Source organism: Pseudoalteromonas phenolica (assembly GCF_001444405.1).
Taxonomy (GTDB): domain Bacteria; phylum Pseudomonadota; class Gammaproteobacteria; order Enterobacterales; family Alteromonadaceae; genus Pseudoalteromonas; species Pseudoalteromonas phenolica.
Genome location: NZ_CP013187.1, coordinates 2,617,053 through 2,639,361, shown reverse-complemented (window position 1 = coordinate 2,639,361; position 22,309 = coordinate 2,617,053). Strand labels below are relative to the sequence as shown.

General features: G+C 40.4%; 19 protein-coding genes and 1 other RNA gene. 17 read left to right on the top strand and 3 right to left on the bottom strand.

Features of this window, described 5'->3' with window-relative positions:
• Positions 1-42: 42 nt before the first annotated feature.
• From lpxB to PP2015_RS11625, 6 genes are read left to right on the top strand one after another with little or no spacing between them, the layout of a single operon-like run.
• Positions 43-1,200, top strand: a complete 1,158-nt coding sequence (gene lpxB, locus PP2015_RS11650) for a lipid-A-disaccharide synthase (protein ID WP_058030510.1) — start codon at positions 43-45, stop codon at positions 1,198-1,200.
• Positions 1,190-1,786: a ribonuclease HII gene (rnhB, locus tag PP2015_RS11645; RefSeq protein WP_058030509.1), complete on the top strand. Its 597-nt coding sequence runs from the start codon at positions 1,190-1,192 to the stop codon at positions 1,784-1,786. Before lpxB ends, rnhB begins: the two co-directional genes overlap by 11 nt.
• Positions 1,786-5,277 (top strand): DNA polymerase III subunit alpha, encoded by a 3,492-nt coding sequence (gene dnaE / locus PP2015_RS11640; protein ID WP_058030508.1) that lies wholly within the window; start codon positions 1,786-1,788, stop codon positions 5,275-5,277. The genes rnhB and dnaE overlap by 1 nt, the downstream gene beginning before the upstream one ends.
• A 14-nt stretch (positions 5,278-5,291) precedes the next feature.
• On the top strand, positions 5,292-6,248 hold the full coding sequence (gene accA / locus PP2015_RS11635) for an acetyl-CoA carboxylase carboxyl transferase subunit alpha (RefSeq protein WP_058030507.1): 957 nt from the start codon (positions 5,292-5,294) through the stop codon (positions 6,246-6,248).
• A gap of 53 nt (positions 6,249-6,301) precedes the next feature.
• Positions 6,302-7,627 (top strand): tRNA lysidine(34) synthetase TilS, encoded by a 1,326-nt coding sequence (gene tilS, locus PP2015_RS11630; RefSeq protein WP_058030506.1) that lies wholly within the window; start codon positions 6,302-6,304, stop codon positions 7,625-7,627.
• Between the two features lies 1 nt (position 7,628).
• Positions 7,629-7,967 (top strand): hypothetical protein, encoded by a 339-nt coding sequence (locus PP2015_RS11625; protein ID WP_058030505.1) that lies wholly within the window; start codon positions 7,629-7,631, stop codon positions 7,965-7,967.
• 52 nt (positions 7,968-8,019) lie between these two features.
• On the opposite strand, the gene PP2015_RS11620 is transcribed toward PP2015_RS11625, so the two are convergent.
• Entirely contained in the window at positions 8,020-8,916 is an 897-nt protein-coding gene (locus PP2015_RS11620) for a GGDEF domain-containing protein (protein ID WP_058030504.1), read from the bottom strand.
• Positions 8,917-9,060: 144 nt separating this feature from the next.
• On the opposite strand from PP2015_RS11620, the gene PP2015_RS11615 reads away from it, so the two are divergent.
• Positions 9,061-11,034 carry a monovalent cation:proton antiporter family protein gene (locus PP2015_RS11615; protein ID WP_058030503.1) on the top strand — a complete coding sequence of 658 codons (1,974 nt, stop codon included), beginning with the start codon at positions 9,061-9,063 and terminating at the stop codon, positions 11,032-11,034.
• A 46-nt stretch (positions 11,035-11,080) separates the two neighbouring features.
• Here PP2015_RS11615 and PP2015_RS11610 read toward each other — a convergent pair whose 3' ends face one another.
• Entirely contained in the window at positions 11,081-12,232 is a 1,152-nt protein-coding gene (locus PP2015_RS11610) for a patatin-like phospholipase family protein (protein WP_058030502.1), read from the bottom strand.
• A 151-nt stretch (positions 12,233-12,383) separates the two neighbouring features.
• Between PP2015_RS11610 and PP2015_RS11605 the strand changes: the two genes are divergently transcribed.
• Both PP2015_RS11605 and ffs read left to right on the top strand, forming a co-directional pair.
• A complete protein-coding gene (locus tag PP2015_RS11605; RefSeq protein ID WP_058030501.1) occupies positions 12,384-13,274 on the top strand; it encodes a DUF3014 domain-containing protein in 891 nt (296 codons plus the stop codon).
• Between the two features lie 130 nt (positions 13,275-13,404).
• An RNA gene (gene ffs, locus PP2015_RS21645) (signal recognition particle sRNA small type) lies at positions 13,405-13,501 on the top strand.
• 311 nt (positions 13,502-13,812) lie between these two features.
• Here ffs and PP2015_RS22080 read toward each other — a convergent pair.
• Positions 13,813-15,552: an alpha/beta hydrolase gene (locus PP2015_RS22080; RefSeq protein ID WP_227009235.1), complete on the bottom strand. Its 1,740-nt coding sequence runs from the start codon at positions 15,550-15,552 to the stop codon at positions 13,813-13,815.
• Between the two features lie 617 nt (positions 15,553-16,169).
• Between PP2015_RS22080 and PP2015_RS11595 the strand changes: the two genes are divergently transcribed.
• The 8 genes from PP2015_RS11595 (at position 16,170) to PP2015_RS11550 (ending at position 22,073) form a co-directional block, all read left to right on the top strand.
• Positions 16,170-16,544 (top strand): hypothetical protein, encoded by a 375-nt coding sequence (locus PP2015_RS11595; RefSeq protein ID WP_058030500.1) that lies wholly within the window; start codon positions 16,170-16,172, stop codon positions 16,542-16,544.
• 101 nt (positions 16,545-16,645) lie between these two features.
• On the top strand, positions 16,646-17,086 hold the full coding sequence (locus tag PP2015_RS11590; protein WP_058030499.1) for a hypothetical protein: 441 nt from the start codon (positions 16,646-16,648) through the stop codon (positions 17,084-17,086).
• Positions 17,087-18,312: 1,226 nt separating this feature from the next.
• Positions 18,313-18,894 (top strand): hypothetical protein, encoded by a 582-nt coding sequence (locus tag PP2015_RS11575; RefSeq protein WP_058030496.1) that lies wholly within the window; start codon positions 18,313-18,315, stop codon positions 18,892-18,894.
• 123 nt (positions 18,895-19,017) lie between these two features.
• Positions 19,018-19,527: a hypothetical protein gene (locus PP2015_RS11570; RefSeq protein WP_058030495.1), complete on the top strand. Its 510-nt coding sequence runs from the start codon at positions 19,018-19,020 to the stop codon at positions 19,525-19,527.
• A 111-nt stretch (positions 19,528-19,638) separates the two neighbouring features.
• A complete protein-coding gene (locus tag PP2015_RS11565; RefSeq protein ID WP_058030494.1) occupies positions 19,639-20,190 on the top strand; it encodes a hypothetical protein in 552 nt (183 codons plus the stop codon).
• A 455-nt stretch (positions 20,191-20,645) separates the two neighbouring features.
• Positions 20,646-21,017, top strand: a complete 372-nt coding sequence (locus PP2015_RS11560) for a cell envelope integrity TolA family protein (protein WP_058030493.1) — start codon at positions 20,646-20,648, stop codon at positions 21,015-21,017.
• A 124-nt stretch (positions 21,018-21,141) separates the two neighbouring features.
• The gene (locus PP2015_RS11555; protein WP_058030492.1) at positions 21,142-21,519 is read left to right on the top strand and encodes a hypothetical protein; all 378 of its coding nucleotides are present in this window, start codon (positions 21,142-21,144) and stop codon (positions 21,517-21,519) included.
• Between the two features lie 113 nt (positions 21,520-21,632).
• A complete protein-coding gene (locus tag PP2015_RS11550; RefSeq protein ID WP_058030491.1) occupies positions 21,633-22,073 on the top strand; it encodes a DUF6678 family protein in 441 nt (146 codons plus the stop codon).
• Positions 22,074-22,309 lie beyond the last annotated feature (236 nt).

Here is a 22,309-nt window from a genome sequence, read left to right as displayed (position 1 = left end):
AATTCAATGTGTATGGCGTTTTTATTTAAAAAGAATTAGAACATGACGACAGATACACAGCCAATCACGATTGGTGTTGTTGCGGGCGAATTGTCCGGCGATATTTTGGGTGCAGGCTTAATCAGAGCATTAAAAGTGCATTACCCTAACGCACGCTTTATTGGCATTGCAGGCCCAAAAATGCAGGCTGAAGGCTGTGAGAGTTTATTCGATATGGAAGAGCTCTCAGTGATGGGGTTAGTTGAGGTTTTGGGTCGATTACCCCGTTTACTGAAAATCAGAAAACAGCTCGTTCAGCACTTTATAGATAATCCACCAGATGTTTATGTGGGCATTGATGCGCCAGACTTTAACCTTCGTGTAGAAAAACCGTTAAAAGCGGCTGGCATAAAAACAGTGCAATACGTGAGCCCTTCAGTGTGGGCTTGGCGTCAAAAGCGTATCTTCAATATTGCAGAGGCAACTAGCTTGGTTTTGTCGTTATTACCATTTGAAAAAGCTTTTTATGACAAACATGACGTGCCGTGTACGTTTGTCGGCCACACCTTAGCCGATGACATTCCACTTGAAACCGATACCAATGCGGCGAGAGCTAAGTTAAACCTTTCTGCTGAAGATACCGTTTTAGCGCTTCTTCCGGGCAGTCGCGGCTCAGAGGTTGGTTTATTAAGCGAGACTTACCTGCAAACTGCTCAAAAACTACAAGAGCGTATTCCTGAATTAAAAGTTATCGTGCCTTTAGTAAACGATAAACGCAGAGCGCAATTCACTGAGATAAAAGAAAAAGCCGCACCAAATCTAAAAGTTCAGCTTTTGGACGGTCAATCTAGTGAAGCGATGACCGCGGCAAACGCTGTATTACTTGCCTCTGGTACTGCGACACTTGAAGCCATGCTATATAAAAAGCCTATGGTGGTCGGGTATAAGTTTAAGCCTGTGAGTTATTGGATCTTCAAAAACTTTTTTACTTTTAATATTAAGTATTTCTCTCTTCCTAATTTATTGGCTGATGCGCCCTTGGTGCCTGAATTTTTACAAGATGAATGTAATAGCGATGCGCTAGCCGATGCGCTTTTTCCTATGCTAAAAGGCGGTAGCCAAGCATTGATTGATAAATTTTACAATATTCACAACAACATTCGACTTGATGCCAGCAAACAAGCGGCTCTAGCAGTTAAGGAGCTTATAAATGCAAATTGAACGACCAAATGTTAAATATATTGCAGGTGTAGACGAAGTTGGCCGTGGCCCACTAGTAGGTGATGTTGTCACCGCTGCGGTTATTTTAGATCCGAGTCAGCCCATTGAAGGCCTTGCTGATTCTAAAAAGCTTTCAGAGAAAAAGCGTAATGCACTCGCTGCAGAAATAAAAGAAAAAGCACTTTGCTATCACATTGCTCGTGCCAGTGTGGCTGAAATTGACGAGCTGAATATTTTACATGCGACCATGCTTGCTATGACTCGTGCTGTCGAAGGTCTGACTATTCAGCCCGAATTTGTATTTGTAGATGGCAACCGCTTACCAAAACTAAGCATGGCAGCGCAGAGTGTGGTTAAAGGCGATAGTTTAGTCGAAGAGATCAGTGCAGCGTCAATTTTAGCAAAAGTTGCACGTGACCAAGAAATGCTAGAGCTTGATGCACAATACCCAGAATATGGCTTTGCAGGTCATAAAGGCTACCCAACGAAAGCGCATTTTGCGGCATTAGAGCAATACGGTGCAACGCCACACCACCGCACGTCATTTAAGCCTGTACAGCGAATTTTGCAAAGTAAGGAGCAGTAATGCCAGCACCGCAGTTTGTTCATTTACGCGTTCACAGTGACTTCTCTATGGTTGATGGCCTGGCAAAGACCAAGCCGATTGTTGCGCGAGCACAAGAGTTAGCGCTTCCTGCCTTTGCTATTACTGATCAAATGAACTTATGTGGCCTTGTACGTTTCTATGGCGGGGCGCATGGTGCAGGTATTAAGCCAATCGTCGGGGCGGATATCTGGCTTAAAAGTGATGAGTTTCCTGAAGAGCCATGCCGTTTGGTGGTACTTGCCAAAAATAATGATGGCTACAAAAATCTGACTTTACTTATTTCGAGAGCCTATCAGCGAGGCCATGTCTTCCACCGTCCTGTGGTTGATAAGCAGTGGCTTGCTGAGCACAAAGAAGGCTTAATTTTACTTTCGGGTGGTAAAGACGGCGATGTGGGTAAGGCGCTTCTAAAGCATAACCATCAATTGGTATTAGATACGGTTGCTTTCTATGAAGAACATTTCAAAGATCATTTTTACCTCGAATTAATACGAACAGGTCGTGCTGACGAAGAGGATTACTTACATGAGGCGGTGAAACTGGCTGAGCAACGTGACTTGCCGGTTGTGGCCACCAATGAAGTGGTGTTTTTAAATGAGCATGACTTTGATGCGCACGAAATTCGTGTTGCGATTCACGATGGTTACACGCTTGAAGACAAACGTCGTCCAAAACGATTCTCAAAAGAGCAGTATTTAAAAACCCCTGAGCAAATGATTGAATTGTTCAGTGATATTCCTGAAGCACTCGAGAACAGTGTTGAAATTGCAAAGCGCTGTAATGTGACCGTTCAGCTTGGAACCTACTTCTTACCAGATTACCCGACTGGTGATTTAAAAATAGAAGACTTCTTAGTTAAGGTATCCGAAGACGGCCTTGAAGAGCGTTTGCAGTTCTTATTCCCTGACGAAGATCAACGTAAAGAAAAGCGCGCTGAGTATGATGAACGTCTTAAAATCGAACTTGACGTTATCAACCAAATGGGATTCCCAGGTTACTTCTTGATCGTAATGGAGTTCATCCAGTGGAGTAAAGATAACAATATTCCAGTAGGGCCAGGGCGTGGTTCGGGTGCCGGTTCATTAGTGGCTTATGCACTGAAAATCACAGACCTTGACCCCCTTGAATTTGACTTACTATTCGAGCGATTCCTAAACCCGGAACGTATCTCGATGCCTGACTTCGACGTCGACTTCTGTATGGATAGACGAGACGAGGTAATCGACCACGTAGCTAAGTTATATGGGCGGGACGCGGTATCTCAGATCATCACTTTTGGTACTATGGCTGCAAAAGCAGTAATACGTGACGTAGGTCGTGTACTTGGTCACCCGTATGGCTTCGTTGACCGTATATCAAAGTTAGTACCGCCAGATCCAGGTATGACCCTAGCTAAAGCCTTTGATGTCGAGCCCCGTTTACCAGAAGCTTATGATGGTGATGAAGAAGTAAAAGAGCTTATCGACATGTGTCGCATCCTTGAAGGCTGTACACGTAACGCCGGTAAACATGCCGGTGGTGTTGTTATCTCGCCAACGACCATTACTGACTTCGCTGCGCTTTATTGCGATGAAGAAGGTAAGTTCCCGGTTACGCAATTTGATAAAAACGACGTTGAAACAGCTGGTCTGGTTAAGTTTGACTTCTTAGGTCTAAGAACACTGACAATTTTGCAGTGGGCACTTGATATGACTAACGAGCGTTTAGCTCGAGAAGGTAAAGAGCCTGTCGATATTAATGCCATCCCGCTTGATGACAAACCGAGTATTGAGTTATTACTTCGCGCCGAAACCACTGCGGTATTCCAGCTTGAATCTCGGGGTATGAAAGACCTAATTCGTCGCCTTAAACCCGACTGCTTCGAAGATATGATCGCACTGGTAGCCCTATTCCGACCGGGTCCACTGCAATCAGGCATGGTAGATAACTTTATCGACCGTAAGCATGGTCGAGAAGATATTTCATACCCTGATGCACAATATCAGCATGACAGTTTACAACCTATTCTAGAGCCAACCTACGGGATCATCCTCTATCAGGAGCAGGTAATGCAGATCGCGCAGGTGCTAGCGGGTTATACGCTAGGTGGCGCTGACATGCTTCGCCGTGCGATGGGTAAGAAAAAGCCTGAAGAAATGGCGAAGCAGCGTTCAACCTTCGAAGATGGTGCCGTGAATAACGGGGTCGATGGCGAACTCGCCATGAAGATCTTCGACTTGGTAGAAAAATTCGCAGGTTACGGCTTCAACAAATCTCACTCTGCTGCCTATGCACTGGTTTCGTATCAAACGCTTTGGATGAAAACCCATTACCCAGCCGAGTTCATGGCTGCGGTAATGTCGGCGGATATGGATAATACCGACAAAATTGTCACCCTAGTTGATGAATGTGAAAACATGAAGTTGGCCTTATTACCGCCTAACGTCAATGAAGGCTTATATAAGTTTACTGTTAACTTAAAAGGCGAAATTGTTTACGGTATCGGTGCGATTAAAGGAGTAGGTGAAGGCCCGGTTGAAGCTATTCTTGAAGCACGTGAGCAAGGTGGTGAGTTTAAGGATTTATTCGATTTCTGCGCACGAGTTGATTTAAAGCGTTTAAACAAGCGTGTGGTTGAAAAGCTGATTTATGCAGGTGCTTTAGACAAACTGGGACCTGAGCAAAATCAAGCTGGTCGTTCAATCCTAATCGCTAGTCTACCTGCTGCAATGAAAGCTGCTGAGCAGCATCACAAAGCAGAAGCGATTGGTCAAAGTGACTTGTTTGGTTTGCTTGCGACAGAGCCAGATGAAGTGGAGCAAGCGTTTGAGTCTGCTCTTCCTATGCCAGATAAAGAGTGGTTAAACGGTGAGAAAGAAACGTTAGGCTTATATTTAACGGGTCACCCAATCAATCAGTATCGTAAAGAGTTAAAACACTATACGTCGGGTAAACTGGTTGACTTACAGCCGACTAACCGTGATGTTAGCGCAACGGCGGCCGGTTTGGTGATAAATGCAAGAACGCTGATTAATAAACGAAATCAACGTTGGGGTTTAATAACTTTAGATGACAAAAGTGCCCGAATTGATGTACGCTTATTTCCTGAACAGTACGAAACTTATCAAGAATTGCTGCAAATTAACCAAATCTTGGTAATATCTGGACAGGTCAGCTTTGATAACTTCTCTGGTGGCATTACAATGACAGCCAGAGACGTGTGTACCATAGCTCAGGCGCGTGAAAAACGCATCAGAGCAATAAAAATGACTCTAAATATGGTGCAAATTGACGCGAACTTCTTCGATAATTTACGAAAAGTCTTAGAACCTTATAAATTCGGTACTTGCGAAGTTAAGGTTCAATATCAGCGTCCTGATGCGTTAGCAGAACTAACGTTAGGTACAGAATGGTGTGTGACGCCAACAGATGATCTTATAACGCGATTATCTCAGTTAGCGGCACAAGATATAGAATTAGAATTTAATTAATTAGGTTGTAGAGCATGAGCCTCAATTATCTTGATTTTGAGCTTCCAATTGCTGAATTAGAAGCAAAAATTAAAGAATTACAAAATGTTAGCCGTTCAGGCAGTTTAGACCTGAGCTTAGAAGAAGAAATTTCTCGTTTAAAAGAAAAGAACGTTGAGCTAACTAAAAAAGTATTCTCTGAATTAGGTGCATGGCAGGTTTCTCAACTTGCACGTCACCCGTTACGCCCATATGCACGTGATTACATCGAGCGCATTTTTACTGAGTTTGACGAATTTGCGGGTGACCGTACATTTGCAAACGACCCTGCAATTTTAGGTGGTGTTGCACGTTTAGACGGTAAGCCTGTTATGGTTATCGGTCAGCAAAAAGGTCGTGACACAGCAGAAAAGATCAAGCGTAACTTCGGTATGCCAAAGCCAGAAGGTTACCGTAAAGCCCTTCGTTTAATGGAAATGGCTGAGCGTTTTAAAATGCCAATCATCACATTCATTGACACGCCGGGTGCGTACCCAGGTGTTGGCGCTGAAGAGCGTGGTCAAAGTGAAGCAATCGCACGTAACCTAAAAGTAATGGCAGCTTTAAAAGTGCCAACAATTTGTACGGTTATCGGTGAAGGTGGTTCGGGCGGTGCACTTGCCATTGGTGTAGGTGACCGTGTGAACATGCTTCAGTACAGCACGTACTCAGTAATTTCTCCTGAAGGTTGTGCATCAATTCTTTGGAAGAGTGCTGAAAAAGCGCCACTTGCTGCAGAAGCGATGGGTGTATCGGCAACGCGAGTAAAAGAGCTAGACCTGATCAATAACATCATTGATGAACCACTAGGTGGTGCACATCGTAACTACGATGAGATGGCGAAAAACTTAAAAGCTCAACTTAACCGTGACCTTGCTGAATTAACAGCATTAAGCACTGAAGACATGCTTGAACAGCGTTACAAGCGACTAATGTCGTTTGGTTACTGCTAAACTCAAGCTTTTGAAAAAAGCCGCTCTATGCGGCTTTTTTGCGTTTTAGAGTTATGAAACAAACCACTTTATATAAACAGTTTAAAACAGCATTAGAGCCGAAGTTACATCTGGGCTCAGGTCTAACGGTGGCACTATCGGGTGGTGTCGACTCTGTCGTTTTATTACACTTGTGTAAGACCTTCCTTGATAATCTAGAGGCAAATCAGTCTTTTTCAGTCGAAGCTATTTATGTTAACCATGGTTTATCTGAAAATGCTCAAGACTGGCAGATATTCTGCGAGCAGCTTTGTCTATCTCTGCATATTCCTTTTAAAACCAAGCGCGTTAATGTTCAGCCAAAAGCTAGACAATCCCTTGAGGCACTTGCACGAGATGCGCGCTATCAGGCGCTTGATGAACTAGCAGAGCAGGGCAATCTAATTTTATTAGGTCAGCATGCAGACGATCAGTTAGAAACATTCTTATTACGACTCAAGCGCGGTTCTGGCCTAACAGGGCTCAGTGCAATGCATGACGAAGTTCGTTTATCATCAGGTAGGCAATGTATTAGGCCACTTTTGCACATCTCACGAGAAGACATTGAAGCATTTTCTCGCACTTTTTCTTTATCGCATATTGAAGATGAGTCGAATCAAGATGATAAATTCGACCGCAATTTTTTACGTAACCAAATTATTCCGCCGCTTAAAAAACGCTTTAATGGTTTTTTAAAAAGTACGCTGCGCAGTATCGAGCTGTTACAGCAGCAGCAAGCCTTAATTGACGAAATAAGCCAAGCGGATTTATTGCTCTGTGAAGATAAAAACGATGTGCCTGCCACACTAAAACTCAATGAGTTAAAACAGTTTAGTGCGCTTAGGCAGAGCAATGTTGTGAGAGCATGGTTAAGCGATTTAGGGGTAGTCATGCCTTCAAAAGCGCAAATGTCACAGATTTTAACGCAAAGTCTAGAAAGTCGTGAAGATGCACAAATGCAGGTGCAGTTATCGAAAGGGGCGATCAGACGATACAGAGAAAAGTTGTATTTTGATGCGCAGGACGCCACTCCAAATAACGTTGAAAACATCGACAGCACAATACTAGTCTTAAATGATAAAACGACATTAAAACGCGAATCTGGCGGATTACTTAGACTGCCTTTTGAGCATGAGCGCGTTTCTATCCGTTTTGGGCTGCTAAAGTCACAAATAAAACCATATAAGAAAATACGCAGTAATACGTTAAAATACTGGCTTAAAGATTTGAAAGTCCCCACATGGCAGCGAGATCATATCCCCCTAGTGTTTTATAACGACAACCTTGTACAGGTTGTGGGCCACTTTGTATCTGCTGATTATATCAGTGAGGGTCACGGTATTTCTTGGGAGTTAACCTAATATGCAACAGAGAAAAATTGGTCAGTCGTTAGCGCAAAAATCCCCCATTGGCATTGTGTTTACTTTACTACTATTTATTCCCTTAGCAATGAGCAGTGAGCTAATCGTTGAAAATTTAATCTCAGCGATGGTGCTTGGTATGGTGACCGTGATTCTATTATTGAGCTATTGGCACGGAAAAGGCGGTAGCTTTTTTATTTTCGCGCTTTTAATGCCATTAGTTTTAGTTGTGATTGCTGAGTTACCGAGTTTTGTTGCTCTAGCGTGGTTGATCAATGCTTTTTTCTTTGGTGCTTCGAGTTGTTTATTCGCTTATTTGCTGTGGAGCAAGTCAAAGTAATAGAGAGGATGAAAGTGCCAAAGCAAGTTAGGGGCTTGCTTTGGCGAATTGTTTAGATAGCGCGTGCGCAGTTTCTGCCAGCCGCTTTTGCTTTGTATAAGCCTTTATCTGCCCTTGCGAAAATATTGTCTTCACAATCTTGATTTTCAGCGAGTGTGAATCCTATGCTGGTTGTTACTTCATACTTGGCCATTAGGTCACAACTCCCTACAGATGTCATAATTCGCTCTGCAATTAGTTTGTTAGTAACGAATTCAGGATCATCCACTAAAATTGCAAATTCATCACCACCAAATCGATACACACTATCAGTTGCTCTGATAGAGGCTTTTAAAATATTTGAAAACTCAATGAGCACGTCATCACCGGCTTTATGTCCAAAGTTGTCATTCACTTGCTTGAAGTTATCTAAATCAAGCAGCATTAAACTGAACTTACGTTGATGGCGACGGCCATTTTCTATTTTTTGAACTAGGTTGTCATTAAATTGGCTACGATTATACAAGCCCGTTAATGAATCTTTGGTAGCCAGTTGTAATACTCTTTGGTACATCAGAGCATTGCGTAACGGATACACTAAAACTTGGTGTATAGATTGCAGTTTGTTTTTAATTGCTGGGCTTAACTGGTACTGACAAAAATATACAAGCTTGCCGAGATGTTCACCATTAAGATCTAAGTCAAAGCTAAAAGGCGTGTACTGCTTGTCACTATCCTTTAACTGAAAAGCGCCTAATGCAGTGTGAAATTGTAGTCCCGATAGTTTGATAATTCGCTGGGCATGTTCAGCATAAATAGCTAGCAGTTCTTCTATATCAAGTGTTGTTTGAAGTTTCTCAACTAAGCGGTGAGCAAACATTGGCTCTTGGTTTAAATATTGTTCAGTATTAAACGGCAAATAGTCGCCACGTGTTGTGAGCCTTTGCGTCAGAATATGGACGTTTTCCATTAGTTAGAACCCCTAATTATCATAACTAAGTTCAACTAAGCTATTTTTATGCCAAATTTTTAAACTGGCTGAAAAACAATCGCTTGCTATAGTTAATTTAAGTCGAATTATAAACATCAACAAAATAGACTCTCTGGAGGCCATTTGCAGAGCATTTATAGTCAAGTTTTTGCCTTATTACTTGCCGCAATGATCTTAGTTTGGCTGTTCAAACGAATCGGTTTGCCGGCGATATTAGCTTATTTAGTAACTGGGGTACTGGCGAGTAGCCCAAGTATAGGCTGGATGAGCATGAGTGATGAGATGCACTTTATTGCTGAACTTGGCATAGTGTTTTTATTATTCAGTCTTGGGTTAGAGTTTTCCGTTCCCAAGTTAATGGCAATGCGAAACTTGGTATTTGGGCTCGGTGGCCTGCAAGTTATTTTAACCATCTTGGTTGCCATCCCCATAGTCCGTTTCTTTGATTATGGCTGGCTTAGCGCATTTACTATTGCGAGTATTATGGCGCTTTCTTCAACAGCAGTCGTGGTCAAGATATTAAAAGAAAATGGCGCACTCAATCAGCGGCGAGGCCAGCTTTCTGTTGGTATCTTATTATTTCAAGATATCGCTGTCGTACCTTTACTCATTAGTATTCCCTTATTTGCACAGGCTGACAATCAAATGCTGGCAAGCACACTGGTGATAGCCTTAGCGAAAGGGGCTTTTGTCTGTATTTTATTATGGGCCATTGGTAAATGGCTGTTGCCGTTTGTTTTTAATGAAGTCGCACAAGTCAGAACCGATGAATTATTTGTGCTGTCTACTTTAGTGGTTGCTTTGTGCGCGGCTGGTCTGACTTACTTATTTGGTTTGTCTATGGCACTTGGGGCGTTTTTAGCAGGCATGATGTTAGGAGAGAGTCAGTATCGACATCAATTAGAAGCTGAGATCCGGCCCTTTAGAGACATATTAATGGGGCTGTTTTTTGTCACTGTTGGTATGCAGCTCAATGTCGGCTTTGTTATTGAAATGTTTTGGCATATTTGCGCTGCGTTAGTGGTTTTATTTGTCCTGAAACTATTACTTATCTGGGGCTGTGCGCAATTAATTGGTGAGCGTAAAAAAGATGCCATTGCATCAGGTATTTTACTTTGGCAGATGGGGGAGTTTGGTTTTGTGCTCATCGCGTTGGCTTCAACACACCAACTAATGGCTTCGACGACCGCGTCGTTTTTAATCGCGCTGGGTGTGTTCTCGATGGCACTCACGCCTTATTTAATCAGTCAAACAGACCGTATTTTGAGCGTGTTAAATATCGATAGCGAACAGGGTAACGAACAATTTCAAAAAACGTTCGGCAGTCATAATTTAAATGGTCATGTTTTAATTCTTGGGTATGGTCGGGTAGGGCAAACCATAACACGCTTTTTAAAGCCAGAAGCTATCCCCTATGTTGCAATTGAACGAAACCCACTTCTTGTCCAAGAGGCGCAAAATGCGGGAGAACCAGTATTATTCGGGCATGCTGCGCAAAATACCATTTTAAAATCAGCCAAAGTTGAACAAGCTAAGCTGGTGATAGTCACTATGTCTGACTTTGAGCAAAACCAACCTGTGATAGATGCGATAAAAAGAGTCGCGCCGGGTGTCTCAATTATTGTTCGCGCCACAGATGACATACACCTTGAAGATTTTAAAAAGATGGGGGTGGCAGAAGTTGTGCCTGAAGCACTTGAAGCAAGCTTAATGCTTATTTCTCATGTATTGCACATGTCAGGTGTGCCGATGCGAAGGATATTGCGTAGAGTAAGCCAAGAGCGTGAAAATCGATACGAGTTTCTTCATGGCTTCTTTACCGACGGATCTGTAGAGCAAAATAGTGAACCTTTAGAGCGTTTAGAGTATTTGCATGCCATTGCGTTACCTGAAGCAGCCTTTGCTGTAGATAAGCAAATAGGGCATTTAAATCTTAACAAGCAAAGGGTGGTGATCACTGCTCTACGTCGAGATGGGCAAGAAATCGAATCGCCCGATGACGATGTTGTTTTGCAAGCCAATGATATTCTTTTACTTAAAGGAAAACCAAGGCGAGTTGAGCGAGCAGAACAATTTTTGTTAGAAGGTCTATCGTAATGAAGGACTTGAGCATACTTATCTAAAGCGTCAATTGAGCTATTATTTAATTCAGCTCAAGAAAATCTCTGATTTCGTCAAGTCTATTTAGACCATCTTGATAGCCAAACTCAATGAGTCTCCTTGTATAGGCTTTTTCAAACATAAGATAGCTTGGTAAACTCGACTCAGAATGTTTCTTTACACCGATTGTTCTAAGAAGTGCTCTTACAGCCAATGGCATACTTTCATAACACTCAGCAGCTAATTCGTTAAAGTTCTGCGTCGGGTTAATGACCAGGGTCGATATTTGTTTGAGCTCTTTATGCTTGTTTTTTGCGTTTGTGGGCAACAAACCAATGGTTCTATTAACGCGTTGTAAACGTTCTAGATCTGAATGTAATGTGTCAGCAAATACACCGTCAAGCAAATGACCTGCGACAGTTGAAACACCGGGAAAGTGTGGCTCATAGCCAACTTCTCGATGACGTTTTGGTTGCTCTACACCAATGATAAATATTTTATCAGCGCCAAGATGAATCGATGGGCTAAGTGGTGAAAGCTGATGAACCGAGCCATCACCGTAGTAATGATGTTTCAATCTGACACTCGGAAAAACCATGGGGATTGCGCTTGAAGCCATCAGTAAATCCAAGGTGATTTGACCTACAACCCCTTCACGTTTTGCTCGTTGCCAAGGCTCGGCGTTATTTGCTTGAAATACAGCTACTGATTTGCCTGTTGAATAGCTTGAAACCGTCACAGAGACAGCATCTAAATACTTTCTATGTAAATTTCGATCAATACGAGATAAGTCTAAAACATCATTCAATAATGCTCGAAGTGGCGAGTTGTCCAGTAGGCTGGCGGGTGGGTGATTTAAATAGTCAGATTGAAAACTACGCATCATATTGCCAAGAATATAACTCGATGCGCCAGTGAACGAACTCTTATAAACCATATGTGTATGAAATTGACGCCATACCCACTCAATCTTGCGCACCGCCAAGTGCATACACGAGGCATAACACGCCATAGCGGCAGAGTTAATTGCGCCCGCAGAGGTGCCATTAATAATTTGAAAAGGAATTCTGGCGTTGCGAGGCATGCTCAAGGCCAGAGCTTTTAGCACACCAACTTGGTAAGCGGCTCTTGCGCCACCACCTGTGAGTAACAGCGCCATTTTTGAGCGTTGAGTATTTTGAGGTTTTTTTTCCATATTCGCCCTTAATTATTATGAACTTTTTGCTGCGAATGCCATCAGTTACCGTATATCACTTGCAACAATTACTCAGTGATATATCTTTACTTTATAACTAATTATAGAATATTCAACGGAATATTGTGTTCAGCCATTAAACGGAGCAAACATGTCAGAACAACCTTCTACAAAGCCTTCCCAAACCCAGCTGCTATTTGCAGCCGTTGTTGTTATGGCGTTAATCGTCGTTGCTGTTTTTATTCTTTCAAGCAAATCTGAACAGCCTGTCGAAAATGAAAAGTTTAAGCAAGATGTCGTCGTGCCAGCTGTAGAACCTGCAAAACCTATCAATACAGCACAAAGTCAACCGGAGCCTGAGCCAGAACCAGAGGTTGTAGAAACATATGAGCCTGAACCGCAGCCAGAACCGACCCCTGAGCCTGTTGAAGAGCGTATCGTTGAAGCAAAACCTGCTGAGCCTCAGCTTCCATCTTTGGATGAGAGTGATGCTGAAGTGCAACAGAGCTTAGGTGAATATCTCACTGAGCAATCTTTAGGTTTGTTAATGACTGAGGATATGGTACGCAGAACCGTGGTATTCGTAGATAATTTAGCGCAAGGCAAGCTTGCGAAAAAGCATGCACCTGTGAGTGCTCCGGTTGATAAATTTATGGCGCTAGAGTCAGACATCATCATTACAGATCCTAATAGTTTTGAGCGTTACACACCTTATGTCGATATGCTAACGCAGATGAGTAATGCGCAAATCGTCCGTGTGTACAGAAAGTTTCAACCGCTTATTTTTGAAGCCTATGAAGAAATTGGCTATGAGGGCGAAGATTTTAATTACACTTTAAATGAAGCGATCACAGAGCTTTTAGATACACCAATTCCTGAAACAAGCTTGCCACTGATTAAAGATTCAGTGACTTATAGCTATGCATATCCTGAGTGGGAAAAGTTATCGGATGCGCAAAAGCAGTTTTTACGTATGGGTCCTGCTAACATGAAACGTGTTAAGACTAAGCTTGAAGCTGTGAAGAAGTCTTTAGCTAATTAATCTCGCCATATTTTAAACCGATTGTTTAAGCATTAGGCAATCGGTTTAATTAATTCAGTTTTTCCTTGAATCTAAAGCACATAATAGAGATAATCCTTCCCGCGCCTAACAAGGCCCACTATGGTGGTCTTATTGGTCCTCTCGCAACAATAGTTCGTGAACCTGGTCAGGTCCGGAAGGAAGCAGCCACAGCGAATGACTTGTGTGCCGGGATGTGGCTGGTAAGACTACCACCCAATCCTTAAAAGTTTTCAGATTTATACTCCCAAAAAATAATACACTTTTCTCTCCTTAGCTAATCGAAGCTGTTTGTATTCATTTTAAATCAAACCAACGTCCTTATTTACTATTTAATTGAGCTTCCAAGAGAGAAAATAGTGGTGAGTCGCTCTAACACTATTTTGGATAAAACGTGTTAGAGACTAATGGAAGTTTTGCTGTAATCGCTGCCGTTAAAAACGATTCTATACCTTTCCTAAAGGTAAACTTGCTTTCTTAATGCGTTAATGACTCGCTTGTTTAAAATAAAGCTGATTAGCTATATCGCACTCGTTATTCCAATATCATCCAAGATGATAGTTACATCTCTAGTCGGTGCAAAAATAAAGACAAGCTCTAATTCGCTTTCGGCACTGATTGGCTTATTCAATTCAATAGGGAGTGTGAAGGTTTGCAAAACTGGCTCCGTTGGCGCATATCTCACACCACCTTTTTCCAATTCAGAGAAGTCAGAAATTAATAAAGGCGAGACACTGCCAGATGCGGCCAAGCTTTTTTTAAATATTACATCAGACTTATTAAGTAGCTCTACCTTGGTATCAGATAACAAATTGTATGATCCACATTCTTCGTTTTCTCCTGAATCAGCTCTAGCCAGTGAGAAACTTAGGTAGGGTTTTTCTTTGCGATTTTGCTGAGACAACTCAGCACCTGTGAACTTAATGCTCAACCGTGTTTCAACTTGTTTCTTAAGTTGAACCTTCAATACCTTATTAGAGGTTTTAGTGCCGTTTCTTAAACGCTCTGAGTTTATGCTGATTTTCACATCTTCTATTTTTTTACCAGGTAAGACTTTAACGAAGCTTTCTTTTTCAGCGCCTCCCTCAAAATCTTCTATAGTTTTGAAGTCAGATGTCATATGGCGACTGATATAAATATCGTCAGGAAGGCCAAACTCACTAGCCACGGGTTGTCTAAAAATTTTTCGATACGCTTTTTTGTTCGCCAATGTAGCTTCTAAGAAAGCAGAAACATACACTTTAGCTAACTTCTCTTGTTGTTTGGGGGTTAATAGCTTTGAATAAAAATCTTTGCTGCTTCCCCAATGGTAATCATCAGACATGTCTTGATTAAAGTTTATGTGGTTAGCACGATAAATATAAATGGACTGCTTTAAGAAATCTTTATCAGCATCAAAGTGAGTGCGATGCCATTGTTGGCTACCAAGAAACTGATAAACATCTGCATCATGGCCTCCTTGTAACACTAAATAGTTAACATTTTTCAGGATGTTTCTGCCATCGGCATGTTGATATTGCCCGTCCATTGGGGCTAATGCGACAACGGACTTAATGTTAAAACCAAACTCTGTTGATTCAGTACTATCTGGTAAAGTTTTCCATTGATTAAATGACGCAGCTAAAGCAACAGCCTCACCGCCCCTAGACATACCTATTAAAGCGATATTCTCTAAATCTAGTTTGTTATAAAAAGCATGGTCTTGCTCAGCATTCCATTTTTTTAGCAGTTTGATATGTTCAAGTAGTATCCAACCGCGTGCACCATTTTCACCCCACAAGTCATTCAAATACGTTTGATCTACTTGCACCACAAAATGCCCACGGCTGGCGAGCAACTCACCCAGATAATCAAACCCAGGCGCAGAATTTCCATGGACTAATAATACTAACGGCAGAGGTTGGGCTGCTAACGGAAGCCAAACTTTAGCCTGCAAAGGTAAATTACTACTTTTAAATTTGTGGTAAGCATTGTCTTCATATCCTTGGTTGCGAGAATAGTCGGAAAGAAAGCTCGGCAAGTTCACATTTGGAGTAATGACATCCGGTTTTGAGATAGCAAATAAAAAGGGTTGTTCGCCATAGTTCATTACTTTGTATTTATGTTTGCCCAGTTCAGCAGGGTTAGGTAAACCCGTAAACGAACTATTTGGCTGGCTATATCTTTCAATAACACACTCTAAAACATCTGAAGCGAATGTCGAAAAAGAGGCGGTAACCATGGATAGGATGGCAAAAAAACACGAAAAACGAGTGAGCATCAAAATTGTCCCTAATGTCAAAATTTAGCGCATGGTATTGTATATCAAATTGATCTTGCTATAAAAAAATACAATTTTTTATAGTTATGCTCTCTGAGACGCAAGTTGCTCAAAAAAGGTTTAAATCAGTGTTTGAATAAAAGCCTGAAGGTTGCACTTAAAGTAAAATACTAATTCAGCGCTTATGGCCTACAACTTCTGTTTCTGACATGATGCCAATTCAGATAAAACCTCTTAAATAAGTCACTTTTAGCTTCAAACATCATTGGAAATAAACCCTTAAAAACTTACATAGCCTATTCGTTGAATTGTCTCAAACACTAGGTGTTTGGTTTAATTTTTACCCAAGAAAGAACGGTTTAGTTTAGCTTTTAAATTATCTTGGAAGGAAGAATAATAAGTGCAGATAGCTTTTACTGCCCAAACCCTAGACAAATATTAACTCGTGTAGATAAGGCTAGAGCTTTACGTAGAGTCTTTACAGCTAATAGCTTCAGTAATATGGAGCTTTTGATAAAAATTCAAATTTTTTACTATTCCTGATTTTCGATATTTACAATGCCTGACTATTTCGAGTGGAGTCTGCAAATTGTTGATTCTTATAGATTAGCAATGTAATGTTAACAAAATTAACAGGAAAGATTCCCGATTTTGTTCAGATAAAATCAGGCATTTTTCCTTTGAAAAAGCTGTTATATACCTTTAGAGTTATGCATTTGAAAATTGATATCTTGCGTAAAAATTACAATTTGGAAATCGAATCGCCATTTACCTTATTTATAGATGGTAATACCGTTGTTTTTGATGCTCTCATCAAAGGTTATGGTGCAAAAAACGGAATGGTAATTGATGCAGACGGTAGCAAATTAATCAATTTAAACTCTGAGTTATCTGCTTTAAACTATGGCTTTTCGTGTTTAAATCTAAATGCTTCCGATATCGCTGATGGTTTTGATGAAATCCTCGGTGATTGGGGTGCAAGCGGTATATAACAAGCAAATAAACAGGGACAAATAACAGCTTGGCTTTTGTTCACTACGTTCACTATTTTAGCCAAGCATTATTTGCCCGTTATTAGGGCGTTAGGCATCTTATGGAAACTTCCTGCATAGTTGAAAAATTCGAGTCTAGAGATCCTCACAAAATTTGGGAGGCTACCTGGGAAATTCTTCGCTGTAATGACTTGGATAAGTTGTCTGAACTCAAAGCATATATTCCAGTGTTTTCTGAAATACTAGCAAAAGTGGAAATGGGTGGTGCTATAAGAAGCAATGCCGAAGACACAAAGCTTTCATTAAAATATATTGAGCAACGCTGCCAAGGCTCATGCCGCTGTTATTTGTATTCTGGGCAAAACATGTTTAACCCAGAGAAAGAGGCAGAGCTAAGCTTCGTTGAAATTGTTACCTCACAGGTAATGAAAGAGCTTTATGAGCATCATTTTGCCGTAACTTGCTGTGAGTGTTCTAAAAAATTTAAAGTAAGAGAGGTTCACGGTTGGCATGTGCCATGGTACGAGTGGTCAAATGCCTAACAAGCCGGTCAAGGGCGGACGCAAAACAGTAGGCTTGCGCTCGTGCCTCGCTAATTTTAGCCTACTATTTATGCGCCGCTTACCGGGGCGTTATGCGTCTCTTTAAATCGCTGTCTTTAATGCAGTTTTTACTTCAAGTCTTTTCTTCAAATCAGCTTTTAGGTACAGTGGCGTAATTAAGTTCTAAGTTGGTCTTGGCCTTTCATTTTTCAATTTAAGCTGTGACCAGAAAGGTCATTCACCAGTCGAACGCTTCTTTGCAATTTTGAGTTTGGTGAGTGTTTTTATAAATAAAAGTTTAGCTAGCTAGTGCAGGCGCGAGCGCTTTGAAAGCAGTGTGTCAACGCATAACAAAGTCGTCAACGCGGACAAAAAACTGTTGGCTGTTACGCTTCGCTTCACATTTAGCCAACAATTTTTTGCCGGTTACAACGGCGTTAGTTACTAATGGAATTCATCCAGTAAGGAGATAAGGTGAATCTTAAAAAGCACAAATCAGGTTTTTTAGCTGGCTTCATGTCAAGTACAGCACTTCTAGTAAGCGACTTATTTATTTTTGGTAACTTACAACTAAATCAGTTATCTATTATTTGTTTAAGTTTAGTAAGCATAATTTGTCTTTGCGGTTTTGTTTCTACAATAAAATCAGATGCTCAAAAGGTATCGTAACTAACAAGGCCGTTAAACCAAGGACACAAAACAGCAGGCTTGTGCTCCTTCGTCGCCAATTTTAGCCTGCTATTTTGTGCCGTTTACGGCAAGCGTTAGTATTCAATGGAGATTGACATTAAATTTCACCAATATATTCCCAGAATAGAAAATTTAAATGAGCAACAAAGGTGTGACTTTTACCGTTGGTTGGCTCACTCCTTGACAGTTTCTATAAGGGTTATAATTTGTGATAAGACTCTGCCACAGAGTGAAATTCTTAATCGTGTGAAGTGGCTTAATGAAATTGAGCATAGGGCTATCACCAAAACTTATGTAAGACCATTCGATATAGAAGATACATTGGACTTCTTTGACATGATCAACGATTACGTAGATAAAAATAATAATATCAGCTCTCAGCTACATCATTGTTTTACAAAATCATTGAACCAGTTGAACAAATGAATACTAACAAGTTAATTAAACAGAGGACGCAAAACAGTAGGCTTGCGCTCCTTCGTCGCTTATTTTAGCCTACTATTTTTCGCCGTTTATTAAGGCGTTAGTGGTATTTCATGGCTCAGGTTGATTTCTTTGCATCCGATGATGATTTCATAGATTTAGTAGATTGGTTGCTAACCGAAACTGATTTTAAAATCTTTGAAGCTTATTCACGCATAGATCACGATATTAGACAAATAGTGACCGCTAAAGACTTAGTGGATTTAGCTAATGAAAGAAAAAACTCATCTTTCCTATTACGCTTTTGGTCACCGAGTGTGACTAATGAGCCTGTGTTTAAGAGTATTAAACTAAACCCAAATATCGGTAAATTCCGAACAAGTTTGGAAGGCGCTGGAGTTATACAGTTAGAACATGGTCGGGTTGAAAACAATCGTATTTTCAATTCTACTTTAAGCCACTGGAATGAAGCAGGTGCAAAAGCGAAATGCATGTACCCAACCGATGTAGTTGATTGGAAAAAATTAAGATCTATATCTGGTCAGTTAAATCGCCATATTAAAAATAAGTTGGCTCATGCAAAGGTGGGTAGCGCTCCTGTCTTAAAAGGGGCGATAAAACAAATTGATAGTGGTTTACCACTTTGGTACTGCGGTAAAGAAATAACAAAAGCAGATTTAGATCTTGGGACATAATACCACTAACAAACGCTTTAACCATAAAGGACGCAAAACAGCAGGCTTGCGCTCCTTCGTCGCTAATTTTAGCCTGCTATTTTGCGCCGGTTAAGCGAGGCGTTATATTGCAATGGAGCTTAGGTGCAGTATCCAATAATATTAAATGTTTTAATCGCTTCTTTTATCACTTACTTAGGCAGTCGAGAAACGTTTAAGCGCAGAAATATAAAACCTAACACAATATATCCAAGTAAATTTAATGTTTACTTAATATGGTTAATTGCCTCTGTTTTTATCCCATTACCTATTCATCAATTTATTTTAGTTGGAGAAGTTCCATACTGGTCAGTTACTATCGTATTAATGTTGCTGGGTACGGGGCTAACCACATATTATTTGAGTATGAAAATTAACTATACAGCAGATTACTTGTGTAAAACTCACTTGTTTCTTCCTGCAGATACTTATCCATTAAAATCACTTTTATGCATTTCCTTTTGCAGTGGTGATGCAAATAGGACAAGTAGAGGTTATATATTAGAGTTTTCGTTTGGTAATCTACCAATTGATTCTGACAGTATTAATATTGAAGGCCTGTTAAAATTACTAGAAAGTAAGGGTCATAAAATACCGAATCGTTCAGCAATATAACAAGTTAATTAAACAGTGGACGCAAAACAGCAGGCTTGCGCTCATTCTTCGCTTAGTTTAGCCTGCTATTTTCCGCCGTTTATTAAGGCGTTATACGCACTAAGAGTAATCATGGAAGTCAGAGTTAATAACAAAAAAGAAATCCTAAAATCATTTATTGGTTGGTTGCCTTTAGCCTTAGGAGCTACTGTATTCTATGGTATGCTTTTCATATTTATTATTAAGCGGTTACTCACCGAATTTATAGATATAGACCAAGAACTAGCGGGAGAAGTAGGTTTGCTTTTTGGTGTGGTAGTTCTTGTCACCTGTTTATACCTTTACCTAAACTGGATAACTAAATCACTTTCATCATATCGACTAGCCATTAGAGGTGAAATCCTGTTAGTAAAAGGAATATCAGGATGGAAAACTCTTGATAAAGAAGTCCCCATCAATTCTATTCAAAAAATATATATTGGTGCAAACGCTAGCGCTGTAGAAAAATTATCCTCTGGGCACAATGCAGTAAGTGAACAAGTAGCTTCAAGGTTAGTATTTTTTACTCGTGAAGGTAAGTCATTTAAATTAGACTTTGCAGCAAAAGCTTTTGATAATAAATCACTTTTTGACTTCTTAGTCACGATTAAGAGAAATGGTGTTGATACCAATGTCGGCGTATAACAAGTGCCTAAACCAAAGGACGCAAAACAGCAGGCTTGCGCTCCTTCGTCGCTAATTTTAGCCTGCTATTTCGCGCCGGTTAGGCAAGCGTTATGCGTCACTCTAAATCGCTGTCTTTAGTTCAGTTTTTGCTTCAAGTCTTTTCTTCAAATTAGCTTTTAGGTACAGTGGCGCAATTAAGTTTTAAGTTGGTCTTAGCTTTTCGTTTTTCAATTTAAGCTGTGACCAGAAAGGTCATTCACCAGTCCAACGCTTCTTTGCAATTTTGAGTTTGGTGAGTGTTTTTATAAATAAAAGTTTAGCTTGTTGGTGCAGGCGCAAGCGCTTTGAAAGCAGTGTGTCAACGCATAACAAGCAATTCAACAGGGATAAAAAACTTGCGGGCTATTCGCTTCGCTCAATTTTAGCCCACAATTTTTTACCCGTTAATCGGGCGTTATATTTACAGGGAAATTATGCGTCAAATTTTAATGTTAGCTGCTTTAAATTTCTTGGTCGGTTGCGCTGCGACAAATTTGAAGCCTGATAGTTGCTTTGATATGGAGTCTTGCGTTGAACTTGTGACTAATAAATTGTCCTCTAATTTTCCCGCTGATAGAAAGTTCAAAGGGCAAGAAATTAAAATCGAGTTTTTTCTAAATGACAATGCTGAAGTCATTGAATATACGATAACAAATGAATCAGGTATTCCTGAATTGGATATTGCTGCTATTAAAGCAGTTAAGGCCTCCTCTCCATTTAATGAGCTAAAAGTTTTACCTGCCGACGTATTTAACAAATTTAAACATGTAAAGCTTACAGTTGCCCCAACATTTGAGGGTTTGTAAATATAACAAGCTGTTAAACAAGGACAAAATACAGTTGGCTTTTGCTCCTTCGTCGCTTATTTTAGCCAACTTTATTTTGCCTGTTAACAGGGCGTTAGGTATACAAGCAGGCTATGGAGAGTAAGTGAAACAATTATTTTTAATATATATTTTTTCAACCATTCCTCCCTTAGTAATTTATCTGGTCAGCATTTATGGTTTTGATAATTGTGATGTGCACTTGGGGTGTTTTGGCTTTTTTTCGGTTTTCTCTATTTATGTTTTAGTTTGGGGGTTACTGGGAGGGGTTGGCTTTATTATTTCATGTGTTTTAACTAAATCTTCAGTTAAAGGTATAGATTTATCTTTTAAATATCTTGCAAGTCTAGGGTTGATAATTGGTGTAAGCCATTTTGTTGTGCAACTTAACATAGATAATTTCTTGGTCATGTTAACTATACCTATTTTGCTATCTTGGTTTTGTAGTTCAGTCTTATTTCATATATCGGCAAAACAGGTTTAAAGTATACCTAACAATGCGTTAAAGGCGGATTCGTAACAGTTGGCTCGGTTCCGCTTCGCTCCACAAGTTTAGCCAACTATAACTCACCGCTTAACGCGGCGTTAGGTGTTTCTATGAGCTTACTGCCAACGGCAGAATCTTGCCCTCAAGAAATAGATAAATCAAAGTTGCTAAAGCAAATACACCAAAAGCAGTTGGTGGGGTTGTGCAATAACACCAAGTGGAATGAAATTCTAACCGCGTTTAGAGACAACCAATGGTTTGTCGCCAACCGTTCCAAATGGATTAACGGACAGATATCACAATGGGAAAATGACTGGGCTTATCATCTACCATTTCCATTTTTGGGTGTGGAGTGGTTTGATATTTGCTATGAGAAAGTAGATTTTCACATTGAAAACGGTGGTAGACATACTGTCGTAACTAATTTAAAAAATGAGATATTAGAGTTTATTAAAAACGTAGGTGTCGAATTCGAATTTAATAATACTTTTGTAAGAGTTTGGGGGTATGCCCCAAAATGCTACTTAAACTTTAACAATGAAAACACCTAACAAATTAATTAAACAATGGACGCAAAACAGCAGGCTTGCGCTCCTTCGTCGCTTAGTTTAGCCTGCTATTTTTCGCCGTTTATTAAGGCGTTATGCGTCACTTTAAATCGCTGTGTTTAAAGCAGTTTTTACTTCAAGTCTTTTCTTCAAATCAGCTTTTAGGTACAGTAGCGTAATCACATTTTAAGTGGGTCTTGGCTTTTCGTTTTTCAATTTAAGCTGTGACCAGAAAGGTC

Coding starts and splice junctions, on each gene's coding strand:
- lpxB (WP_058030510.1), top strand. CDS start 43: ATGACGACAGATACACAGCCAATCACGATTGGTGTTGTTGCGGGCGAA.
- rnhB (WP_058030509.1), top strand. CDS start 1,190: ATGCAAATTGAACGACCAAATGTTAAATATATTGCAGGTGTAGACGAA.
- dnaE (WP_058030508.1), top strand. CDS start 1,786: ATGCCAGCACCGCAGTTTGTTCATTTACGCGTTCACAGTGACTTCTCT.
- accA (WP_058030507.1), top strand. CDS start 5,292: ATGAGCCTCAATTATCTTGATTTTGAGCTTCCAATTGCTGAATTAGAA.
- tilS (WP_058030506.1), top strand. CDS start 6,302: ATGAAACAAACCACTTTATATAAACAGTTTAAAACAGCATTAGAGCCG.
- PP2015_RS11625 (WP_058030505.1), top strand. CDS start 7,629: ATGCAACAGAGAAAAATTGGTCAGTCGTTAGCGCAAAAATCCCCCATT.
- PP2015_RS11620 (WP_058030504.1), bottom strand. CDS start 8,916: ATGGAAAACGTCCATATTCTGACGCAAAGGCTCACAACACGTGGCGAC.
- PP2015_RS11610 (WP_058030502.1), bottom strand. CDS start 12,232: ATGGAAAAAAAACCTCAAAATACTCAACGCTCAAAAATGGCGCTGTTA.
- PP2015_RS11605 (WP_058030501.1), top strand. CDS start 12,384: ATGTCAGAACAACCTTCTACAAAGCCTTCCCAAACCCAGCTGCTATTT.
- PP2015_RS22080 (WP_227009235.1), bottom strand. CDS start 15,552: ATGCTCACTCGTTTTTCGTGTTTTTTTGCCATCCTATCCATGGTTACC.
- PP2015_RS11595 (WP_058030500.1), top strand. CDS start 16,170: ATGTTAACAAAATTAACAGGAAAGATTCCCGATTTTGTTCAGATAAAA.
- PP2015_RS11590 (WP_058030499.1), top strand. CDS start 16,646: ATGGAAACTTCCTGCATAGTTGAAAAATTCGAGTCTAGAGATCCTCAC.
- PP2015_RS11575 (WP_058030496.1), top strand. CDS start 18,313: ATGGCTCAGGTTGATTTCTTTGCATCCGATGATGATTTCATAGATTTA.
- PP2015_RS11565 (WP_058030494.1), top strand. CDS start 19,639: ATGGAAGTCAGAGTTAATAACAAAAAAGAAATCCTAAAATCATTTATT.
- PP2015_RS11560 (WP_058030493.1), top strand. CDS start 20,646: ATGCGTCAAATTTTAATGTTAGCTGCTTTAAATTTCTTGGTCGGTTGC.
- PP2015_RS11550 (WP_058030491.1), top strand. CDS start 21,633: ATGAGCTTACTGCCAACGGCAGAATCTTGCCCTCAAGAAATAGATAAA.